Genomic DNA, 18,260 nt, shown 5'->3' with positions numbered 1-18,260 from the left:
TCGACCGGGATCTGCTCTAGCTGTTTGATGGCGATCGGGTCATGTTTTGACGCAACCACAAAGTCGTTCCGTCAAAACATGACCCGATCTAGGCGGCGATCCTGCGGCGCAGACCTCTCAGGACAGTACCGACCAACGGTATCTTTTCATAGATCTGGCTGGCGGCATCGTAGTGATCGATATGCGCCTCGACTTTGCCGTCGTCGCGAAAAACGATCACGCTCATACCCTCGATCGTCCAGACCTTCGTCTTACCTTTCGGCGTGATCCGGAACTCCCAGTTCAGGTAAGCCCGGTTACCCGAGATGCCATGGTCGAGAACCTTGAAGCTGTGTTCGTCGACGTCGTCGAACATCTTCTCGAAGACCCGGCGCACGGCAGCCACGCCGCGCGCGTCGTTGAAGGGGTCGCGAAACCTGGCGTCCGGAGCAAACACCTCTTCGAAGCGACTCAGGGATCCAGGGGTGAGATTTTCAAAGAAGGCAATATAGTCGGCCACGGCCGCTTCCGAGATCATCCGGTCCATCTCCATGGAAAACACGCGCGCCCGATCCTACGGCTTCGGAAGAGCCTGTCGCGTCAGCTTAAAGAACAGCCAATAGGGTAGAACTCGCAGGCATTTCATCAAGTAGGCAAATCGACGCGGGAAAATGATCTCGAAGTGCCGGCTCAGAAGACCGCGAAAAAAGGCTTCGGCCGCCGCGTCTGCCGGCATCAAAAACGGCATGGGGAAAGCGTTCTTGGCGGTCAGCGGTGTTTCGACAAAGCCGGGATTGACCACCTGGATCTTGACGCCCAGGGCATCCAGCTCCGGTTTAAGGGATTCGGCCATGTTGATCACCGCAGCCTTGCTGGCGCCATAGCCGGCGGCACTGGGCAGCCCGGCGTAGCCAGCAAGAGAGGCAACCAGGGCCAGCTGCCCGCCGCGGCGCCCGATCATCGCCGGCAACAAGGCCTCAAGACAGTGAGCGATGCCCATGACGTTCAACCGAAGCAGGGTCTCAACATCATCGGCCTTGAAGTCACCGGCCCCGATCGGCCGGTGCGTACCGGCATTCAACACCGCCACACCGATCGGTGCGATCTCGGTTTCGATCTGCCGAACCGCTGCCGCCACGGCCTGGCCGTCCGTCACATCGAGAGGCACTGCAACAACATTGCCGGGTAAGGCGGCGCTTTCTTCGACAAGACTGTCGAGCCCCGCCTGCCCACGCGCAGAAGCCACCACCTGCCAGCCTTCGCGCGCACAGCGCAACGCCAAGGCACGCCCCAGCCCCATGGAGGCGCCAGTGATCCAGGCACACTGCCCATCGCGCAGAGTCATAACAGGGCCCCCTTCCCGGCAACCCCGATTACGTTGAGCAGTTGAATGCTATCGGTCAGTGCCGGCTGGATTGCTGCTGCCGGCTCAATCCGCGATGCGGGCCGACGGGAACATAATCGATCGTGGCGCCGCGCACCGTAAAGGTAATTTTCATCCACTCGCCGTCAGGTGCGTACCAGAGATCGGCGTCCAGGTCGCCGTCCAGATCGAATTTCCTGGCCTGCAGGCGGGTCTCCTCGGTCCAGATGTCATCGGTACCCTTGGCCTTCGCAGAGACCTCCAGCAGCCCGCCGCGCTGCGTGTCCAGAAGCACGCTTTGATCGACGGTCGCCCGATTCCAATAGCTGGTCGGCAGGATATCCCGGGGCGCCAGGTAACTGCCGGACGTCCCTTCGACCAGCAGACCTTCGGCGGTCGAACGGGCCGTGACGCTGTATTCCTTGCCGTCGTCATAGGTTCGTGTTTCCAGGGACATCAGGCGGCCGTCGCGCCAGACCTCCTTGTTGCGATGCTCGTAGCGGAACAGCGTAATGAAGGCCAGATTGACCTCCAGATCGATGGCGATCTCGACATGCAGTTCGTCGCCGATCTCCTCGAAACTAATACTGTGGCTGCCGATCTGCGAGCCATCGCGCATGACATCGAAGGACAGGGTATCAGGCAGATCAGGGTCGGCATTGCTTGCCTGCGCAGCCGTCAGATACCCGGAAACGCCGAGAGTCAACGCCATCAGCCCGGTGGCCACAGCGGTGTTAAACTTCGATGTTTGGATACGCCCCAAAATCACGCCCCTATCCTTTCGGCAAAACCCAGCGGCCCGAAAGGCCACTGTTCCCGTGAACCACATGTTTTTTACGAGGATAGGGGGCTTTTGGATTACCGGCCATTCAACATAACCCGGCGCGGGAAAACGCGCCGGCAAGACTGTTTCGGGGCGGCCATTTCAGGATGGGTCGTTTCAGGGGCCGAAAGCCACTTTTCGGACTTTGCCGCCCCGCTTGAAAGTGACTTCCCAGCGATCCGCACTGCGATCCAGCGCCGTAGCCAGCTCCGCAGAGCTTTTGTAGACCGTGCCATTCAGCGAAAGAATGATGTCGTTGGCCCGGAACCCGACCCGCCGGGCCGGCGTGCCGCGCTGGACCCGGGTGATTATGACACCCTGCCAATGGCCGGAAAGCTCCATTTCCTCCGCCAGGGCCGGGGACAGGCTGGCAACGATGGCACCGCCCAGGGGGTGATGGCCGAGCAGGCGAATTTCATTGCGCAGGGGCGTTTCCGGCGGCGGCTCCAAGGGCAGCACGGCGGATATCAGGGCACCCTGCCGATAAAGACCGACATTCACAGCCCTGCCGATTTCACCGGTGGCAACACGGTAGTTCAAGGCCTCCAGGTCGTTGACCGGCTGCTCGTCGATGGTGACGAGAACGTCACCGGCCTTCACGCCGGCGCGGTCCGCCGGACCACCTTCATAGACCTCGTTGATCACCACTCCGCCCGGTCGCTCCAGACGCAGGCCTTCGGCAAGCTCGGAGGTCAGGGTCTGGCCGGAGAGCCCGCTCCAGGCCCTTACCAGGGCGCCGCCGCTGCGCGCCGAGGCCACGACGGTACGCACCATGTTTGCCGGGATCGCAAAGCCGATGCCCACGGAACCGCCGGTTCGCGAGTAGATCGCGGTATTGATGCCGATCAGCCGTCCGTCCATGGTGACCAGGGCGCCGCCGGAGTTGCCGGGGTTGATCGCCGCATCGGTCTGGATGAAGAAGCTGAAATCGGTGATTCCGACCTGTGTGCGCGCCAGGGCGGAAACAATACCGCTGGTGACCGTCTGGCCGACGCCGAAGGGGTTGCCCAGCGCCAGCACAAGGTCGCCGACCTCTACCGTGTCGGAATCGCGAAATGCGATGGACGGCAGCGCCTCCCCCTCGGGGTTGATCCGCAGCACCGCAAGGTCGGTACGCGGGTCCGCCAACACCAGTTCGGCTTCAAATTCGCGACGGTCGTTAAGCACCACCTTGATGATGCTGGCACCCTTGATGACGTGCTCGTTGGTGACGACAAAGCCGTCGGGGTCGACGATCACGCCCGACCCCAGCGAAGACTGCTCGCTGTTCCGGCGCCGCTGGCCGTCCGAATTGCCGCCAAAAAACCGCTGGAAAAAGGGATCGTCGAGCAGCGATGTGACAGGACGCCTCTGCTTGACCTTGCGCTTGGTGAAGATGTTGACCACCGCAGGGGCCGCCTGACGCACCACGGGGGCGAAAGACAGCATGACCTCATCGCGCTGCTGCGGGACAACCCGCTCCGCCCCCAGGGACGGCTGAGCCGCCACAGCGGCGAGAAACAGCGCGGCAGCGGCCAAACAGGCCCGCAGAGGGCCGGTACCGGACGGCGCGCTTTCTGCCCTGTTACTCCAGCTCAAAGCCTGTCTCCCACGCTGTTTTGTCCTGTCGCCCTTCATAATTGGGGTCACACAGGTAGCGGTCAAACAAGAAAGGCAGCCCCTCAGGACTGCCTTTCGCTAACGTGATTGCCTGTGAGGCGACTTGGCAGCGATGCTACTCCTCGTCGCCGTCGTCCTCAATCTCCTGAACCGGACCGGAATCCTGGCCCTTGGCGTCGGGATCGCGGTCAACCAGCTCGATAATCGCCATCGGCGCCATATCGCCATATCGATTGCCGGCCTTCAGAACGCGGCTGTAACCGCCCTGGCGTTCCTTGTAGCGCGGCGCCAGTTCGGCAAAGAGCTTTTCGGTCAGGCCGGTGTCGCGCAGCACGGAGAGGGCCTGGCGACGGGCATGAAGGTCGCCGCGCTTGCCCAGGGTGATCAGGCGGTCGATGACGCGGCGCAGGTCTTTTGCCTTCGGCAGGGTCGTCTTGATCTGCTCATGCTTGATGAGCGAGGCCGCCATGTTGGCGAACATGGCTTTGCGATGGCTCGCCGTGCGGTTCAACCGCCGGCCTTGAAGTCCGTGACGCATGTCTGTTCCTTCCTTCTACCCTGGCCTCGCGCACGAGACCGATTGCGATGCCGCCCGCCAGGTCCTGACCGGAAAAGGCCTGGAACCAGAACGGACGGGGGAGAGCGGACTGCTCTCGAAACTCAAATCGCCGGACCGGCTGACGCCGGCCCGGCGAGGATTCTTAGTACGGCTCCTCGAGGCGCTTGGCCAGTTCCTCGATGTTCTCGGGCGGCCAACTGGGGATTTCCATACCCAGGTGCAGCCCCATGGAGGAGAGCACTTCCTTGATTTCATTCAAGGACTTGCGGCCGAAGTTCGGGGTGCGCAGCATCTCGCCCTCGGTCTTCTGCACCAGATCACCGATGTAGACGATGTTGTCGTTCTTCAGGCAGTTCGCCGAGCGGACGGAGAGCTCCAGCTCTTCGACCTTGCGCAGCAGGTTGCGATTGAACGGCGGCTCGCTGGGCGCCTCGTCGTCGTGACGTGCCTGCGGCTCATCGAAGTTGATGAAGAGCTGCAGCTGGTCCTGAAGGATGCGCGCGGCAAGCGCAACGGCATCTTCCGGCGTCACCGCGCCGTTGGTCTCAATCTCCATGGTCAACTTGTCGTAGTCGGTGACCTGACCGACACGGGTGTTGTCCACCTTGTAAGAGATCTTGCGCACCGGAGAGAAGATCGAGTCGACCGGCACCAGGCCGATCGGCGCGTCCTCTGGACGGTTCTGAGTCGCGGCGACATAGCCCTTGCCGGTTTCCACCGTCAGCTCCATGTCGATGCGCGCACCGTCGTCCAGGGTGCAGAGCACCAGGTTCGGGTTCATGATTTCGATGTCATGGCCGGTATCCATCTGCCCGGCCGTCACCTCGCCCGGCCCTTCGGCCCGCAGGCGCATGCGCTTCGGCCCCTCGCCGCCCATACGCAGCGCAACGGCTTTCACGTTCAGCACCACATCGGTCACGTCTTCGCGCACACCCGGGATCGAGGAGAACTCGTGCAGCACCCCGTCGATCTGCATGGATGTCACCGCCGCCCCATGCAGGGAAGACAGCAGCACCCGACGCAGGGCGTTGCCCAGGGTCAGGCCAAAGCCACGTTCCAGCGGCTCGGCGACCACCTTGGCGACGCGGTGGGCGTCCGGCCCCGGCTGGATGTCCAGCTTGGTCGGCTTGATCAGTTCGGTCCAGTTTTTTTGCAGCACGCTGGTGCCCTCACGACTTCTAGGCTGTTCAGATTTCTGGTCGAGCCAGGACGGTTCTGCCGTCTGCTCCGATTGGGGTGACGCCGGCAGCCTCCGGTCATCGCCAATCTCACGCGGAAGGACGCTCCCTCAGGAACGTCCCCCGATCCAGTGCGTTAAACGCGGCGCCGCTTCGGCGGACGGCAGCCGTTGTGCGGAATCGGCGTCACATCGCGGATCGCAGTGATGGTGAAACCCACCGCCTGCAGCGCCCGCAGCGCCGACTCACGACCCGAACCCGGGCCCTTTACATTGACTTCAAGCGTCCGCATGCCGTGTTCCTGCGCCTTGCGGCCGGCATCCTCTGCAGCGATCTGCGCCGCATAGGGGGTCGACTTACGCGAACCCTTGAAACCCTGACCGCCAGCCGAGGACCAGGAGATCGTGTTGCCCTGAACGTCGGTGATGGTGATCATGGTGTTGTTGAACGTGGCGTTCACATGCGCAATGCCGGAAGAGATGTTCTTTTTCTCGCGGCGGCGCAGACGCGCTTGGGGTTTGGCCATGGCCTTTTTGCTCGTTTCCTGATTCTAACGCTGATTACCTGGCGGCTTTTTTCTTGCCTGCGATCGGCCGCGCCGGGCCCTTACGGGTCCGAGCGTTGGTGCTGGTCCGCTGGCCACGCACCGGCAGGCCCTTACGATGGCGCAGGCCGCGATAGCAGCCCAGGTCCATCAGGCGCTTGATGTTCATCGCAACTTCACGGCGCAGATCGCCCTCGACGGCATAGTCCCGGTCGATGGTCTCACGCACGCGAACAACTTCATCGTCGGTCAATTCATTGACCCGACGTTCCCGCGGAATTCCTACCTTCTGGCAGATCTCCGTGGCCTTCGTACGGCCAATCCCGTGAATGTAGGTCAAGGCAATCTCAACCCGCTTTTGCGTCGGAATATTGACGCCAGCAATACGTGCCACTTCGCGAACTCCTTAAACGCCGCGGACTCGGGCCCGCGTGCGCCCGAAAACCATGTCTAGACAAGCAGAAGAGTCCGGACGCCCGAGGCGCCGGAAACGTTGGATTATAGGAAGAGGCAGCGGCAAGTCAACCATCAAGCGGCCCCCAAAGCATCTTCAATTTGCTCGGTCACTTCATCGATGGCGGTCATGCCATCGACCGCCTTCAGGACACCTTTTTCCCCATAATAGGGCAGAATCGGCGCGGTCTGGGCGTGATAGGCCGCCAGGCGGCTGCGCACGGTCTCAGCATTGTCGTCACTGCGGCGCTTGAACTCGGTGCCGCCACAGGCATCGCAGACGCCCTCGACCTTGGGTTTTTGAAAGCTGTCGTGATATCCGGCCCCGCAGTTGGCGCAGGTATAGCGCCCGACGATGCGATCGACCAGGATCTCGTCCTGCACCTTCATCTCGATGACCGAGTGCAGCGTCAGGCCCTTTTCCGCCAGCATCTCGTCCAGCGCTTCCGCCTGGGGGGTGGTGCGGGGAAAACCGTCTAAAATGAACCCGTTAGCGCAGTCCGGCTGATCGATCCGATCGGCAATGATCTCAATCATCAGCTCATCGGGAACCAGCTGGCCCGCATCCATCAGGGGCTTGGCTTTCTTGCCCAGTTCACTGCCCGAATCGATCGCCGCGCGCAACATGTCGCCGGTGGAAAGCTGGATCAGATTGTGCTTTTGCTCCAGACGCTTGGCCTGGGTCCCCTTGCCCGCCCCCGGCGGGCCCAACAGAATCACATTCATCCACGCCGCCCCTTCAGCTTGGACTTCTTGATGAGCCCCTCATATTGCTGCGCCAGAAGATGCCCGTGGATCTGCCCGACCGTATCCATCGTTACCGTGACCACGATCAGCAGCGAGGTGCCGCCGAAGTAGAACGGCACGTTGTACTCGGAGCGGAGAATCTCCGGCAGCAGCGCCACCAGCGCCAGATAGAGCGCACCCACTGTCCCCAGACGGGTCATGATGCGGCGCAGGAAATCAGCCGTGTTCCGGCCCGGGCGGATACCCGGAATGAAGCCGCCATGCTTCTTCAGATTATCGGCCGTGTCGTCCGGGTTGAAGACGATGCCGGTGTAGAAGAAGGCGAAGAAAATAATCATCGCCGCATAGATCGCCAGATAGAGCGGCTGGCCCTGACCCAGGGTCGCCGTCAGCCAAGCCAGCCATTCCGGCCCGCCGCCGCCGGAGAAACCGGCCGCCGTAAGAGGCAACAGCAACAGCGAAGAAGCGAAAATCACCGGAATAACGCCGGAGGGGTTCAGCTTCAACGGCAGATGGGAGGCCTCGCCACCGAACATCTTGTTGCCGACCTGGCGCTTCGGGTACTGCACGACAATGCGCCGCTGGGCGCGCTCGATGAAGACGATGAAGGCGATCACGGCCACAGAGCCGAAAAGCAGCGCGATGATCACCAGGACCGACAGCGCGCCCGTCCGCCCAAGCTCCAGAACTTCCACCAGAGCCAACGGCAGGTTGGCGACGATGCCGGCGAAGATGATCAGGGAAATACCGTTACCGACGCCGCGCTGGGTAATCTGCTCGCCCAGCCACATCAGGAAGATCGTCCCACCGGTCAGGGTGATCACCGTCGTCAGACGAAAGAACAGGCCCGGATCGATCACGGCGGAACCGCCCGGCCCCTGGGTCGCTTCCAGGCCCACCGCAATGCCGTAAGACTGGAACATGGCCAGCACCACGGTACCGTAGCGGGTGTACTGATTGATCTTCTTGCGCCCCGCCTCGCCCTCTTTTTTCAGGGCCTCCAGGTTCGGCGATACCGCCGTCAGCAGCTGCATGATAATCGCTGCCGAGATGTAAGGCATGATGTTGAGGGCGAAAATCGTCATGCGGCTGAGCGCGCCGCCGGCGAACATGTCGAACACGCCGATGATGCCACCGGCCTGTTGCGCGAAAATCTGCTCCAGAATCTGCGGATCGACACCAGGGATCGGAATATAGGTGCCGAGCCGGTAGATGATCAGGGCGCCAAGCGTGAACCAGATGCGCTTTTTAAGTTCGGGTGCCTTGGCAAAGGCTCCGAAGTTGATATTGGCAGCAAGTTGCTCGGCAGCAGAAGCCATGGGCTAGATCTCTCGGGTTCGGGTGGGCAAAAGCCCCCCGATCATTCGGATGCCGGGGCGGCTTCGGCGGGTTTGGCAGCCGCAACCGGCGCCTTAACCACCACGGTCACGCTGCCACCGGCCTTCTCAACCGCCTCAACCGCCGCTTTCGAAGCACCGGCGACTGTGATGTTTATCTTGGCCTTCAGTTCACCCTTTGCAAGCAAACGAATGCCATCGCCGGCGGTCTTCACCAGACCGGCTTCGCGCAATGCAGCAGCGTCCACCGGCTTCTTGGCATCAAGGCGGCCCGCATCGATTGCCTGCTGCAGGCGCCCCAGGTTCACGACTTTGAACGACTTGGCAAAGATGTTGTTGAAGCCGCGCTTCGGCAGACGCCGATGCAGCGGCATCTGGCCACCTTCGAAGCCCTTGATCGCCACGCCGGAGCGCGCCTTCTGGCCCTTGTGGCCCTGGCCCGACGTCTTGCCGGTGCCGGAGCCGATGCCGCGCCCGATACGCTTACGGGCCTTGGTGGCGCCTTGATTGTCGCTCAGCTGATTGAGTTTCATCGCTTATCGTCCTAAACCGGCCGGTCATGGAAACCGGCCGCCGCAATCCAATGTGTCTCAGGCTTCGCCTTCGACCCGCACCAGATGGCTAACCTTGTTGATCATGCCGCGCACCGATGGTGTGTCTTCTAATTCGCGCGAACGGTTCATCTTGTTCAAGCCCAGGCCCACCAGGGTCGCCCGCTGGTCCTTCGTGCGACCAATCGGGCTGCCGATCTGGGTGACCTTCAGGGTTTTCTTTGCCGCAGCCATTGGCCTTACTCCCTCGCCTCGGCAGCTGCCGTGTCGCGCTTGCCCAGAACCTCGGCAACCTTCTTGCCGCGGCGCTGTGCAACCATACGCGGGCTCACGCTGCGCCCCAGGGCCTCGAAAGTGGCCCGGATCATGTTGTGCGGGTTGGAACTGCCGACCGACTTGGCCACCACATCCTGCACGCCCAAAGCTTCGAAGACCGCGCGCATCGGGCCACCGGCGATGATGCCGGTACCGGCCTCGGCAGCGCGCATCAATACCCGGCCGGCACCGAAGCGCCCGCGGATATCGTGATGCAGGGTGCGCCCTTCGCGCAACGGAACCCGGACCATGCTCTTCTTGGCCTGCTCGGTCGCCTTGCGGATCGCCTCCGGCACCTCACGCGCCTTGCCATGGCCATGACCGACCCGGCCGCGACCGTCGCCAACAACCACCAGGGCCGCAAAACCGAAGCGCCGGCCGCCTTTGACCACCTTCGCAACGCGGTTGATGCCAACCAATTTCTCAATCAGTTCCGGCTCATCATTGTCGCGTTGCCGGCGGTCGTCGCGGGACCGTCCTTCGCGGGGAGATCGTGCCATAGCCTTTATCTTTCCTTAGAACGTCAATCCGCCTTCACGGGCGGCATCGGCCAACGCCTTTACGCGCCCGTGAAAGAGGTAAGCACCACGGTCGAAGACGACCTCTTTGATACCGGCTGCCACGGCCCGCTCTGCCACCAGCTTGCCGACTTCAGCCGCAGCGGCCTTGTCGGCGCCGTTCTTCAACTTCTCCCTCAGGGAGCCGTCGATGCTGGAGGCTGCAGCAACCGTCACGCCCTGGGTATCGTCGATCACCTGTGCGTAGATGTGCTTGCCGGAACGAAAGACCGAAAGACGCGGCCGCCCGATGCTCTTGCGGCGAAGCTGGGTGCGAACCCGGTTCTTGCGCCGGTCCTGTAGCTGTTTTGAAGTCTTCATCGTCTTACTTCTTCTTGCCTTCCTTGCGCAGGATGACTTCGTCCGCGTACTTCACGCCCTTGCCCTTGTAGGGCTCGGGCGGACGATAATTGCGGATCTCCGCCGCCACCTGGCCGACCTTCTGTTTGTCTGCCCCGCTCACCGCGATCGCCGTCGGCCGCTCGCACTTGATGGTGATACCCTCGGGGATCGGATAGGCCACATCGTGGCTGAAGCCCAGCTGAAGGTTCAGGGCCTGGCCCTGAACCGCGGCACGATAGCCGACGCCGTTGATCTCCAGGTTCTTGGTGAAACCTTCGGAAACACCGATCACCATGTTCTGGATACGCGAGCGCACGGTGCCCCACATCGCACGGGCGCGCTTGCCGTCATTGGCCGGCTTCACCCAGACCTTACCGTCTTCCTGATTGATCTCGACGTCGTCGGTCGCCTGAAATTCCAGGACGCCCAATTTCCCCTTGGCCGAAACCAAGCCACCCTTGACGGCGATCTCTACGCCACTGGGCACTTCGACGGGGTTCTTGCCTACACGTGACATGACTGTCAGTCCCTTAAGTCTTGCGCCTTTAGAAGACGCGGCAAAGCACCTCACCACCGACATTCGCCGCCCGCGCTTCCTGGTCGGACATGACCCCGCGCGGCGTCGAAAGGATGGTGATGCCGAGGCCGTTGTAGACCCGCGGCAGCTCCTTGATCTTCGAATACACCCGGCGCCCCGGGCGCGACACACGGGCGATCTCCTGGATCACCGGCATGCCGTCGTTGTACTTCAGCTCGATTTCGACCTCACTGAGGCCGCTATTCAAAGCTTCGGTGTGATAACCGCGGATGTAGCCTTCACGCTGCAAAACCTCAAGGACATTGGAGCGCAGCTTCGAAGCCGGCGCGCGGACCTTCGATTTACCGGTCCGTTGTCCATTGCGGATACGCGTCAGCATATCACCGAGGGGATCGCTCATCGCCATCGCCCGACTCTCCTACCAGCTCGACTTAACCATGCCAGGGATCTGACCCACGGAAGCCAGATCGCGCAGCGAAATGCGCGATAGCTCGAACTTCCTGTAAACGCCACGGGGGCGTCCGGTCACCTGACAACGGTTACGAATACGGCCTTTGGCCGAATTGCGGGGCAGCTCAGCAAGCTTCAGATAAGCCTGAAAGCGTTCTTCCGGCGGCAGCGTGCGATCGCGCGCAGTTACCTTCAGCGCAGCGCGCCTGCCAGCGTAACGGTCCACCAATTTCCTGCGGGCCTTGTTCTTCTCGACGGCACTCTTCTTTGCCATAACTTTTTCCTTCCGCCCTTAGGCCCGAAACGGCATCTGGAAACCCTTGAGCAAGGCTCTGGCTTCCTGATCGCTCTTGGCTGTCGTGCAAATGACGATGTCCATACCGCGGATCTCGTCGACTGAATCGTAGTCGATTTCCGGGAACACGATCTGTTCCTTCAATCCCATGGCATAGTTGCCCCGCCCATCGAAGCTCTTGCCGGAGAGGCCGCGAAAGTCGCGAACCCGTGGCAGAGCGATCGTCACCAGGCGGTCCAGGAACTCGTACATGCGCTCACGCCGCAGCGTCACCTTACAGCCGATCGGCATGCCTTCACGAAGCTTGAAGGTCGCAACCGACCGCTTCGCCTTGGCAACTACCGGCGCCTGGCCGGTGATCAGGGTCAATTCCCTGATCGCAGATTTGATCTTCTTCGAATCAGCCACGGCCTCACCGACACCCATATTGAGAACGATCTTCTCAAGGCGCGGTACTTCCATGACGTTCTTATAGCTGAATTCCTCCATCAAGGCAGGTTTCAGCGTCTCGTCGTAGTGCTCTCTCAAGCGCGGTTTCATGCTTACTGACCTTCGCTTAGAAGTCGATTGCTTCACCGGACCGCTTCGCGATCCGAACCTTGTTTCCATCCTTGTCCAGCTTGTAACCGACACGGGTCGGCTCGCTGGACTTCGGATCGATGTGCGCGACATTCGAGATGTGAAGCGATGCTTCCTTCTCGACAATGCCACCGGGTGAGGCCTGGGTCGGCGCGGTATGGCGCTTGACCATGTTGACGCCCTGGACCAGCACACGCTCGTCCTCACGCAACACACGCAGAACTTCACCCTGCTTGCCTTTGTCGCGACCGGTGGTCACCACCACCTTGTCGCCCTTCTTGATCTTGAACTTTCTCGCCATCACAACACCTCTGGCGCCAGGGAGATGATCTTCATGAAATTCTTGGCACGAAGCTCACGAGTCACCGGGCCGAAAATACGCGTCCCGATCGGCTCCCCTTGCTTATTGATCAGCACCGCCGCGTTGTTGTCGAAACGGATCGTGCTGCCGTCGCCGCGACGGATCTCTTTGGCGGTGCGTACGATCACCGCCTGATGCACATCACCCTTCTTCACGCGGCCGCGCGGAATTGCTTCCTTCACGGAGACGACAATGATGTCGCCCACGCCAGCCGTTTTGCGCTTCGAACCACCGAGTACTTTAATACACTGCACCCGCCGGGCGCCCGAGTTGTCGGCGACGTCTAGTTGCGTCTGCATCTGGATCATCGGTCTCGCCCTCTCTCTGCTCTAAGCGGCCTGATCGCCGTCCGCCACGACTTCCCAAGTCTTGGACTTGGAGATCGGGCGACACTCGCGAATGCGCACGTTGTCACCGATGTGGCACTGGTTGCCCTCGTCATGGGCATGATAGCGCTTCGACCGCTTGATAAATTTCTTGTAGACCGGATGCATGACCCGACGTTCGACCAAGACGGTAATCGTCTTGTCGCCCTTGTCGCTCACCACCACTCCTTGCAAGACACGACGCGGCATAGCCGATAACTCCTAAGACGCCGCCTGCTGCATACCGCGCAGGATTGTTTTGATTCGCGAGATGTCGCGGCGAACCTGCCGCACTCGCGCCGTATTCTCGAGCTGACCGCTCGCCTGTTGGAAACGCAGATTGAACTGCTCCTTGCGGAGGTTCAGAAGCGAATCCCTCAACTCATCGACCGATTTGGTCCGCAGATCTCCGGCCTTCATGACTTAGCCCTCCTCGCCGCCGAGGCGGGTGATGAACTTGGTGTGCACCGGCAGCTTTGCGGAAGCCAGAATGAAGGCCTCTCGCGCCAGCTCCATGGGAACACCTTCAAGCTCGAAAAGAACCCGGCCCGGCTTGACCCTTGCAGCCCACCACTCCGGCGAGCCCTTGCCCTTGCCCTGACGCACTTCGGCAGGCTTGGAGGAGACCGGCACGTCCGGGAACACACGGATCCAGAGCTTCCCGACACGCTTCATGTGGCGGGTGATCGTACGCCGCGCCGCCTCAATCTGGCGCGCAGACAGGCGGCCCGGGCTGGTCGCCTTCAGGCCATAGGCGCCGAAATTCAACGCCGTGCCGCCCTTGGCCTTGCCATGAATGCGCCCCTTATGGGCCTTTCTAAACTTCGTTCGTTTCGGCTGCAGCATCGCTGTCGTTCCTCAAACTCTACTCTCTCGCGCCCGCTCCGCCTTAGCGGGTGGTCTGGGCATCCTGTGCCCGCTTGTCCTGAGCCATCGGGTCATGCGCCAGGATTTCGCCCTTGAAGACCCAGACCTTCACGCCGCAGGCGCCGTAGGTCGTCTTCGCGGTCGCCTCGCCATAGTCCACATCGGCGCGCAGGGTATGCAGCGGCACGCGGCCTTCGCGGTACCACTCCGTGCGCGCGATCTCGGCACCGCCCAGACGGCCGCCGCAGTTGATCCGGATACCGCCGGCGCCCAGGCGCATGGCGGACTGTACCGCCCGCTTCATGGCGCGGCGGAAGGCGACGCGACGCTCAAGCTGGTTGGCGATATTCTCGGCCACCAGGCGGGCATCGATCTCCGGCTTGCGGATCTCCACGATGTTCAGATGAACTTCGCTTTCGGTCAGCTTCTGCAAGGCGCCGCGCAGCTTTTCGATATCTGCGCCCTTCTTGCCGATCACCACACCCGGACGCGCCGTGTGAATGGTGATGCGGGCCTTCTTCGCCGGCCGCTCGATCACGATCCGCGACACGCCGGCCTGCTGGAGGCGCTTGCGCAGATATTCGCGGATCCGCAGATCCTCGTGCAGCAGGTCAGCGTAATTGCCGTCCGCAAACCAACGGGAATCCCAGGTCCGGTTGATCCCCAGCCGCAGGCCGATCGGATTTACTTTTTGACCCATTACGCCGTTTCCTCGCGCTCACGAACCACCACTGTCAGGCGGCTCCAAGGCTTGATGATTTTTCCAGCGCGGCCGCGTGCGCGGGCACGGAACCGCTTCATGACGAAGCTGCGGCCGACCGAGGCCTCAGAAACATAGAGACGGTCGACGTCCAGCTGATGATTGTTCTCAGCGTTGGCGATGGCCGACTGCAGCGCCTTTTTCACATCGTTGGCGATGCGGCGCTTGGAGAAGGTCAGCTCCGCCAGGGCGGCCTCGGCAGACATGCCGCGGATGGAGGCTGCCACCAGGTTCAGCTTCTGCGGGCTGCTTCGCAGATTGCGAACCACCGTGCGCGCTTCGATCTCGGACAGGCGATCCGGATTTTTCGGCTTACCCATGACTTAGCCCCTCTTGGCCTTCTTATCGGCCGCGTGACCATAAAAGGTGCGAGTCGGCGCGAACTCGCCGAGCTTGTGGCCCACCATATTCTCAGTCACCAACACCGGCAGGAACTTCCTGCCGTTATAAACACCGAACGTCAGCCCGACGAACTGCGGCATGATGGTCGAACGGCGAGACCAGGTCTTGATGATCTCGTTGCGACCCGAACCGCGTGACGCCTCTGCCTTCTTGAGCAGATAGCTGTCGACGAACGGACCCTTCCAAACAGAGCGTGACACTGCTTCGCTCCCCTATCGCTTCTTGTGACGACGACGCACGATCAGTGAGTCAGTCTTCTTGTTGTTCCTGGTCTTGGCACCCTTGGTCGGCTTGCCCCAGGGGGTCACCGGATGACGGCCGCCGGAGGTCCGGCCTTCACCGCCGCCATGCGGATGGTCGACCGGGTTCATGGCGACGCCGCGCACCGACGGACGCTTTCCGATCCAACGCTTGCGCCCGGCCTTACCGAGCTTCGCATTGGCCTTGTCCGGATTGGAGACCGCACCGATCGAGGCCATGCAATCGGCCCGCACCATGCGCACTTCACCGGAACCGAGGCGCAGCAGGGCATAGCCCGCATCGCGTCCGACCAGTTGCACATAGGTGCCCGCGGCGCGCGCAATCTGGCCACCCTTGCCGGGCTTCATCTCCACATTGTGGACAATGGTCCCGACCGGGATCGACGACAGCGGCATGGCGTTGCCCGGCTTGATATCCGCGCGCTCGCCGGAAATCACCATATCGCCGGGTGCCAGGCGTTGCGGCGCCAGGATGTAGCTCTGCTCGCCGCCCTCATATTCGATCAGGGCGATGAAAGCGCTGCGATTGGGGTCATACTCCAGGCGCACCACCTTGGCCGGCACGTCGAAGTTCCGACGCTTGAAGTCGACCATGCGGTAAAGCCGCTTGTGGCCACCGCCGCGACGCCGCGCCGTGATGCGGCCGGTGTTGTTGCGTCCGCCATTCTTGGTCAGGCCCTCGGTCAATTTCTTGACCGGCTTGCCTTTCCAGAGATCACCACGGTCGACCAGCACCAGATTACGGCGGCCGGGCGTGGTCGGATTGAAATTCTTAAGCGCCATCGCTTAGACCCCCGTGGTCACGTCTATGCTGTGGCCCTCAACAAGGGTCACAAAGGCTTTTTTGCTATCGGAACGCTTGCCGAGCTGGCCGCGGAAACGCTTCACCTTGCCTTTTTGGCGCAGGGTGTTGACCGCCTTGACCTTCACTTTGAACAGCTCTTCGACCGCCGCTTTGATCTCGGGCTTGCTCGCATCCAGGGGAACCACGAAGGTCACCTGATTGTGCTCGGAACCGAGGGTCGACTTTTCCGTCACGACCGGACGGCGAATCACCTCGTAGATCCGTTCCTTCGAAACCTTGATCGGTTCGCTTTTGATTTTGCGTGCCCTGCTCATTTCAGTCGCGCCTCCAGCGCTTCCACAGCACCCTTGGTCAGCACCAGAGTGTCGCGGCGCAGGATGTCGTAAACATTAGCGCCCTGCTGCGGCAACACATCCACCAGGGGAATGTTGCGCACCGCCTGAGCGAAGCTGCCGTCAACCGCCGCGCCGTCAATGATCAGTACCGAGGACCAGCCGAGTGCCGCGAACTTCTTCGCCAGGTCGCCGGTCTTCGGCTCCTTCATCGCGACATCCTCGACAATGATCAGCTTGCCTTCGGCGACCTTCGCCGAGAGCGCCGTCTTGAGGCCGAGCTTACGGACCTTCTTGGTCAGATTGTGGCTGTGGTCGCGCACAACCGGCCCAAAGACCGTGCCACCACCGCGACGCTGCGTCGTGCGGGCCGAACCCATACGCGCATTGCCCGTGCCTTTCTGGCGGAAAAGCTTGCGGGTAGAGCCCTTGACTTCGCCACGCGTCTTGACCTTGTGAGTGCCAGCCCGGCGCTTTGCCAACTGCCAGTTCACAATGCGCGACAGGATATCCCGGCGCGGCTGCAGCCCGAAGATGGTCTCGTCGAGATCGATCTCGCCGGCCTTCTTGTTCTCAAGTGTCGTAACCGGACACTTCATGGTTACTGGTCCTTCTTCTCTTCGCCTGCCGCTTCGGGCGCGGCTGCTTCTGATGCGCCTTCTTCGGCAGCCGGTGCGTCGGCAGCAGGGGTCGCTTCAACCGCCGCCTGGCGCAGACCGGCCGGGAAAGGCACGTTCTCCGGCACGCTGCGCTTGATCGCATCGCGGATCATGACCCAGCCGCCTTCGGCGCCCGGAACCGCGCCCTTGATCAGGATCAGGCCGCGGTCCTCGTCCACCGAGACGATTTCCAGGTTCTGCGTGGTCACGCGGCGGTCACCCATATGGCCCGCCATCTTCTTACCCTTGAAGACTTTACCCGGGTCCTGGCTGTTACCGGTCGAACCGTGCGAGCGATGCGAAACCGAAACACCGTGACTGGCGCGCAAGCCGGCAAAGTTATGCCGCTTCATGGCGCCCGCAAAACCCTTACCGATCGAGGAGCCCGTGACGTCGACATGCTGGCCGGCAACGAAATGGGCGGCCGACAGCTCCTGCCCGACCTCGAGCAAGGCATCGTTGGACACCCGGAACTCTGCCAAGCGGCGCTTGGGCTCGACCTTCGCCTTGGCGAAGTGGCCGCGCATCGGCTTGGTCACGCGGCTCGGCTTGGCCTTGGCGACACCGAGCTGAACTGCATCATAGCCGTCCTTCTCAGAGGTGCGCACCGCGACCACCTGGCACTCGCTCATCTGCAGAACGGTAACCGGCAGGTTCTCGCCTTCCGGCGTGAAAACGCGGGTCATCCCCATCTTCTGTGCAATCAAACCAGTCCGCATTGCCTCAGCCTTTCAGCTTGATCTCGACATCGACGCCGGCGGCGAGGTCGAGCTTCATCAGGGCGTCAACCGTCTGCGGAGTCGGGTCGACGATATCCAGAAGGCGCTTGTGGGTCCGGATTTCGAACTGCTCACGGCTCTTCTTATCGATGTGCGGCGAACGCAGCACCGTGTACTTCTCGATCCTGGTCGGAAGCGGGATCGGGCCGCGCACCTGGGCTCCGGTTCGCTTCGCCGTACCGACGATCTCAGAGGTCGACTGGTCGAGCACCCGGTGATCGAAAGCCTTCAGGCGAATACGTATGTCTTGGCTGTCCATAATTCAGCGCCATCCAAAAATCGGCGCCTGCCCGGGATTGGGCAGGCGCGTCATAAACTGTTGTCTTACTTACTGATTCCGGCGACGACGCCGGCACCGACGGTTCGGCCGCCTTCGCGGATGGCAAAGCGCAGGCCTTCATCCATCGCGATCGGCGCAATCAGCTCTACCGTCATCGACACATTGTCGCCCGGCATCACCA

Annotated in this window: 32 protein-coding genes; all 32 read right to left on the bottom strand. The window is 61.8% G+C overall.

The features are described from left to right. Positions 1-88: 88 nt before the first annotated feature. Positions 89-517 (bottom strand): nuclear transport factor 2 family protein, encoded by a 429-nt coding sequence (locus HBA54_RS27890; RefSeq protein WP_167231764.1) that lies wholly within the window; start codon positions 515-517, stop codon positions 89-91. 36 nt (positions 518-553) lie between these two features. Beyond that, the gene (locus HBA54_RS27885; protein ID WP_167231761.1) at positions 554-1,324 is read right to left on the bottom strand and encodes an SDR family NAD(P)-dependent oxidoreductase; all 771 of its coding nucleotides are present in this window, start codon (positions 1,322-1,324) and stop codon (positions 554-556) included. A gap of 55 nt (positions 1,325-1,379) precedes the next feature. Continuing rightward, positions 1,380-2,054: a DUF6134 family protein gene (locus HBA54_RS27880; protein ID WP_167231758.1), complete on the bottom strand. Its 675-nt coding sequence runs from the start codon at positions 2,052-2,054 to the stop codon at positions 1,380-1,382. Positions 2,055-2,282: 228 nt separating this feature from the next. Then, positions 2,283-3,743 carry a Do family serine endopeptidase gene (locus tag HBA54_RS27875; protein WP_240932953.1) on the bottom strand — a complete coding sequence of 487 codons (1,461 nt, stop codon included), beginning with the start codon at positions 3,741-3,743 and terminating at the stop codon, positions 2,283-2,285. 136 nt (positions 3,744-3,879) lie between these two features. Then, the gene (rplQ, locus tag HBA54_RS27870; RefSeq protein ID WP_167231753.1) at positions 3,880-4,302 is read right to left on the bottom strand and encodes a 50S ribosomal protein L17; all 423 of its coding nucleotides are present in this window, start codon (positions 4,300-4,302) and stop codon (positions 3,880-3,882) included. A 163-nt stretch (positions 4,303-4,465) separates the two neighbouring features. Beyond that, a complete protein-coding gene (locus HBA54_RS27865) occupies positions 4,466-5,482 on the bottom strand; it encodes a DNA-directed RNA polymerase subunit alpha (RefSeq protein WP_167231751.1) in 1,017 nt (338 codons plus the stop codon). A gap of 155 nt (positions 5,483-5,637) precedes the next feature. Next, positions 5,638-6,027, bottom strand: coding sequence for a 30S ribosomal protein S11 (gene rpsK, locus HBA54_RS27860; RefSeq protein WP_167231749.1), 390 nt, complete (start codon positions 6,025-6,027; stop codon positions 5,638-5,640). A 34-nt stretch (positions 6,028-6,061) separates the two neighbouring features. Next, positions 6,062-6,439: a 30S ribosomal protein S13 gene (rpsM, locus tag HBA54_RS27855; protein ID WP_167231747.1), complete on the bottom strand. Its 378-nt coding sequence runs from the start codon at positions 6,437-6,439 to the stop codon at positions 6,062-6,064. A gap of 134 nt (positions 6,440-6,573) precedes the next feature. Further along, on the bottom strand, positions 6,574-7,224 hold the full coding sequence (locus HBA54_RS27850) for an adenylate kinase (protein WP_167231745.1): 651 nt from the start codon (positions 7,222-7,224) through the stop codon (positions 6,574-6,576). Further along, positions 7,221-8,564: a preprotein translocase subunit SecY gene (gene secY / locus HBA54_RS27845; protein ID WP_167231743.1), complete on the bottom strand. Its 1,344-nt coding sequence runs from the start codon at positions 8,562-8,564 to the stop codon at positions 7,221-7,223. Before secY ends, HBA54_RS27850 begins: the two co-directional genes overlap by 4 nt. A 41-nt stretch (positions 8,565-8,605) precedes the next feature. After that, positions 8,606-9,115, bottom strand: coding sequence for a 50S ribosomal protein L15 (rplO, locus tag HBA54_RS27840; protein WP_167231741.1), 510 nt, complete (start codon positions 9,113-9,115; stop codon positions 8,606-8,608). Positions 9,116-9,172: 57 nt separating this feature from the next. Beyond that, positions 9,173-9,367, bottom strand: coding sequence for a 50S ribosomal protein L30 (rpmD, locus tag HBA54_RS27835; RefSeq protein WP_167231738.1), 195 nt, complete (start codon positions 9,365-9,367; stop codon positions 9,173-9,175). A 5-nt stretch (positions 9,368-9,372) separates the two neighbouring features. Next, entirely contained in the window at positions 9,373-9,948 is a 576-nt protein-coding gene (gene rpsE / locus HBA54_RS27830; protein WP_167231735.1) for a 30S ribosomal protein S5, read from the bottom strand. 15 nt (positions 9,949-9,963) lie between these two features. Further along, entirely contained in the window at positions 9,964-10,326 is a 363-nt protein-coding gene (rplR, locus tag HBA54_RS27825; RefSeq protein ID WP_167231732.1) for a 50S ribosomal protein L18, read from the bottom strand. 4 nt (positions 10,327-10,330) lie between these two features. Beyond that, a complete protein-coding gene (gene rplF, locus HBA54_RS27820; protein ID WP_167231729.1) occupies positions 10,331-10,864 on the bottom strand; it encodes a 50S ribosomal protein L6 in 534 nt (177 codons plus the stop codon). Positions 10,865-10,892: 28 nt separating this feature from the next. After that, complete coding sequence (gene rpsH, locus HBA54_RS27815; protein ID WP_167231726.1) at positions 10,893-11,291, bottom strand: 30S ribosomal protein S8; 399 nt, start codon at positions 11,289-11,291, stop codon at positions 10,893-10,895. A gap of 12 nt (positions 11,292-11,303) precedes the next feature. Then, positions 11,304-11,609 (bottom strand): 30S ribosomal protein S14, encoded by a 306-nt coding sequence (gene rpsN / locus HBA54_RS27810; RefSeq protein ID WP_167231723.1) that lies wholly within the window; start codon positions 11,607-11,609, stop codon positions 11,304-11,306. A gap of 18 nt (positions 11,610-11,627) precedes the next feature. Continuing rightward, positions 11,628-12,170 carry a 50S ribosomal protein L5 gene (gene rplE / locus HBA54_RS27805; RefSeq protein ID WP_167231720.1) on the bottom strand — a complete coding sequence of 181 codons (543 nt, stop codon included), beginning with the start codon at positions 12,168-12,170 and terminating at the stop codon, positions 11,628-11,630. A 16-nt stretch (positions 12,171-12,186) separates the two neighbouring features. Then, complete coding sequence (gene rplX, locus HBA54_RS27800; protein ID WP_167231716.1) at positions 12,187-12,510, bottom strand: 50S ribosomal protein L24; 324 nt, start codon at positions 12,508-12,510, stop codon at positions 12,187-12,189. Beyond that, positions 12,510-12,878 (bottom strand): 50S ribosomal protein L14, encoded by a 369-nt coding sequence (gene rplN / locus HBA54_RS27795; protein ID WP_167231713.1) that lies wholly within the window; start codon positions 12,876-12,878, stop codon positions 12,510-12,512. The genes rplX and rplN overlap by 1 nt, the downstream gene beginning before the upstream one ends. Positions 12,879-12,899: 21 nt before the next feature. Further along, the gene (rpsQ, locus tag HBA54_RS27790; protein WP_167231710.1) at positions 12,900-13,145 is read right to left on the bottom strand and encodes a 30S ribosomal protein S17; all 246 of its coding nucleotides are present in this window, start codon (positions 13,143-13,145) and stop codon (positions 12,900-12,902) included. A gap of 12 nt (positions 13,146-13,157) precedes the next feature. After that, on the bottom strand, positions 13,158-13,355 hold the full coding sequence (gene rpmC, locus HBA54_RS27785) for a 50S ribosomal protein L29 (RefSeq protein WP_167231707.1): 198 nt from the start codon (positions 13,353-13,355) through the stop codon (positions 13,158-13,160). 3 nt (positions 13,356-13,358) lie between these two features. Beyond that, on the bottom strand, positions 13,359-13,781 hold the full coding sequence (gene rplP, locus HBA54_RS27780; RefSeq protein ID WP_167231704.1) for a 50S ribosomal protein L16: 423 nt from the start codon (positions 13,779-13,781) through the stop codon (positions 13,359-13,361). A gap of 43 nt (positions 13,782-13,824) precedes the next feature. After that, entirely contained in the window at positions 13,825-14,502 is a 678-nt protein-coding gene (rpsC, locus tag HBA54_RS27775) for a 30S ribosomal protein S3 (protein WP_167231701.1), read from the bottom strand. After that, the gene (rplV, locus tag HBA54_RS27770; RefSeq protein WP_167231698.1) at positions 14,502-14,882 is read right to left on the bottom strand and encodes a 50S ribosomal protein L22; all 381 of its coding nucleotides are present in this window, start codon (positions 14,880-14,882) and stop codon (positions 14,502-14,504) included. Before rplV ends, rpsC begins: the two co-directional genes overlap by 1 nt. Before the next feature lie 3 nt (positions 14,883-14,885). Continuing rightward, positions 14,886-15,164, bottom strand: coding sequence for a 30S ribosomal protein S19 (rpsS, locus tag HBA54_RS27765; protein ID WP_167231695.1), 279 nt, complete (start codon positions 15,162-15,164; stop codon positions 14,886-14,888). Positions 15,165-15,176: 12 nt separating this feature from the next. Continuing rightward, positions 15,177-16,007 carry a 50S ribosomal protein L2 gene (rplB, locus tag HBA54_RS27760; protein WP_167231692.1) on the bottom strand — a complete coding sequence of 277 codons (831 nt, stop codon included), beginning with the start codon at positions 16,005-16,007 and terminating at the stop codon, positions 15,177-15,179. Between the two features lie 3 nt (positions 16,008-16,010). After that, positions 16,011-16,343 (bottom strand): 50S ribosomal protein L23, encoded by a 333-nt coding sequence (locus HBA54_RS27755; RefSeq protein ID WP_167231689.1) that lies wholly within the window; start codon positions 16,341-16,343, stop codon positions 16,011-16,013. Further along, the gene (gene rplD / locus HBA54_RS27750) at positions 16,340-16,960 is read right to left on the bottom strand and encodes a 50S ribosomal protein L4 (RefSeq protein WP_167231686.1); all 621 of its coding nucleotides are present in this window, start codon (positions 16,958-16,960) and stop codon (positions 16,340-16,342) included. Before rplD ends, HBA54_RS27755 begins: the two co-directional genes overlap by 4 nt. 2 nt (positions 16,961-16,962) lie before the next feature. After that, positions 16,963-17,739: a 50S ribosomal protein L3 gene (rplC, locus tag HBA54_RS27745; protein WP_167231683.1), complete on the bottom strand. Its 777-nt coding sequence runs from the start codon at positions 17,737-17,739 to the stop codon at positions 16,963-16,965. 4 nt (positions 17,740-17,743) lie between these two features. Next, on the bottom strand, positions 17,744-18,058 hold the full coding sequence (gene rpsJ, locus HBA54_RS27740; protein WP_167231680.1) for a 30S ribosomal protein S10: 315 nt from the start codon (positions 18,056-18,058) through the stop codon (positions 17,744-17,746). Positions 18,059-18,123: 65 nt separating this feature from the next. Beyond that, positions 18,124-18,260 (bottom strand): EF-Tu C-terminal domain-related protein (locus HBA54_RS27735; RefSeq protein WP_496196544.1); only part of this gene is annotated, 137 nt, incomplete at its 5' end.

Origin of the sequence: Pelagibius litoralis (assembly GCF_011683915.1) — a bacterium.
Taxonomy (GTDB): Bacteria; Pseudomonadota; Alphaproteobacteria; order Kiloniellales; family Kiloniellaceae; genus Pelagibius; species Pelagibius litoralis.
The sequence above is the reverse complement of the archived record's forward strand: the minus strand, read 5'-3'. Positions and strand labels throughout refer to the sequence as shown.

Coding starts and splice junctions, on each gene's coding strand:
- HBA54_RS27890 (WP_167231764.1), bottom strand. CDS start 517: ATGATCTCGGAAGCGGCCGTGGCCGACTATATTGCCTTCTTTGAAAAT.
- HBA54_RS27885 (WP_167231761.1), bottom strand. CDS start 1,324: ATGACTCTGCGCGATGGGCAGTGTGCCTGGATCACTGGCGCCTCCATG.
- HBA54_RS27880 (WP_167231758.1), bottom strand. CDS start 2,054: ATGGCGTTGACTCTCGGCGTTTCCGGGTATCTGACGGCTGCGCAGGCA.
- rplQ (WP_167231753.1), bottom strand. CDS start 4,302: ATGCGTCACGGACTTCAAGGCCGGCGGTTGAACCGCACGGCGAGCCAT.
- rpsK (WP_167231749.1), bottom strand. CDS start 6,027: ATGGCCAAACCCCAAGCGCGTCTGCGCCGCCGCGAGAAAAAGAACATC.
- HBA54_RS27850 (WP_167231745.1), bottom strand. CDS start 7,224: ATGAATGTGATTCTGTTGGGCCCGCCGGGGGCGGGCAAGGGGACCCAG.
- secY (WP_167231743.1), bottom strand. CDS start 8,564: ATGGCTTCTGCTGCCGAGCAACTTGCTGCCAATATCAACTTCGGAGCC.
- rplO (WP_167231741.1), bottom strand. CDS start 9,115: ATGAAACTCAATCAGCTGAGCGACAATCAAGGCGCCACCAAGGCCCGT.
- rpmD (WP_167231738.1), bottom strand. CDS start 9,367: ATGGCTGCGGCAAAGAAAACCCTGAAGGTCACCCAGATCGGCAGCCCG.
- rpsE (WP_167231735.1), bottom strand. CDS start 9,948: ATGGCACGATCTCCCCGCGAAGGACGGTCCCGCGACGACCGCCGGCAA.
- rplR (WP_167231732.1), bottom strand. CDS start 10,326: ATGAAGACTTCAAAACAGCTACAGGACCGGCGCAAGAACCGGGTTCGC.
- rplF (WP_167231729.1), bottom strand. CDS start 10,864: ATGTCACGTGTAGGCAAGAACCCCGTCGAAGTGCCCAGTGGCGTAGAG.
- rpsH (WP_167231726.1), bottom strand. CDS start 11,291: ATGGCGATGAGCGATCCCCTCGGTGATATGCTGACGCGTATCCGCAAT.
- rpsN (WP_167231723.1), bottom strand. CDS start 11,609: ATGGCAAAGAAGAGTGCCGTCGAGAAGAACAAGGCCCGCAGGAAATTG.
- rplE (WP_167231720.1), bottom strand. CDS start 12,170: ATGAAACCGCGCTTGAGAGAGCACTACGACGAGACGCTGAAACCTGCC.
- rplX (WP_167231716.1), bottom strand. CDS start 12,510: ATGGCGAGAAAGTTCAAGATCAAGAAGGGCGACAAGGTGGTGGTGACC.
- rplN (WP_167231713.1), bottom strand. CDS start 12,878: ATGATCCAGATGCAGACGCAACTAGACGTCGCCGACAACTCGGGCGCC.
- rpsQ (WP_167231710.1), bottom strand. CDS start 13,145: ATGCCGCGTCGTGTCTTGCAAGGAGTGGTGGTGAGCGACAAGGGCGAC.
- rpmC (WP_167231707.1), bottom strand. CDS start 13,355: ATGAAGGCCGGAGATCTGCGGACCAAATCGGTCGATGAGTTGAGGGAT.
- rplP (WP_167231704.1), bottom strand. CDS start 13,781: ATGCTGCAGCCGAAACGAACGAAGTTTAGAAAGGCCCATAAGGGGCGC.
- rpsC (WP_167231701.1), bottom strand. CDS start 14,502: ATGGGTCAAAAAGTAAATCCGATCGGCCTGCGGCTGGGGATCAACCGG.
- rplV (WP_167231698.1), bottom strand. CDS start 14,882: ATGGGTAAGCCGAAAAATCCGGATCGCCTGTCCGAGATCGAAGCGCGC.
- rplB (WP_167231692.1), bottom strand. CDS start 16,007: ATGGCGCTTAAGAATTTCAATCCGACCACGCCCGGCCGCCGTAATCTG.
- HBA54_RS27755 (WP_167231689.1), bottom strand. CDS start 16,343: ATGAGCAGGGCACGCAAAATCAAAAGCGAACCGATCAAGGTTTCGAAG.
- rplD (WP_167231686.1), bottom strand. CDS start 16,960: ATGAAGTGTCCGGTTACGACACTTGAGAACAAGAAGGCCGGCGAGATC.
- rplC (WP_167231683.1), bottom strand. CDS start 17,739: ATGCGGACTGGTTTGATTGCACAGAAGATGGGGATGACCCGCGTTTTC.
- rpsJ (WP_167231680.1), bottom strand. CDS start 18,058: ATGGACAGCCAAGACATACGTATTCGCCTGAAGGCTTTCGATCACCGG.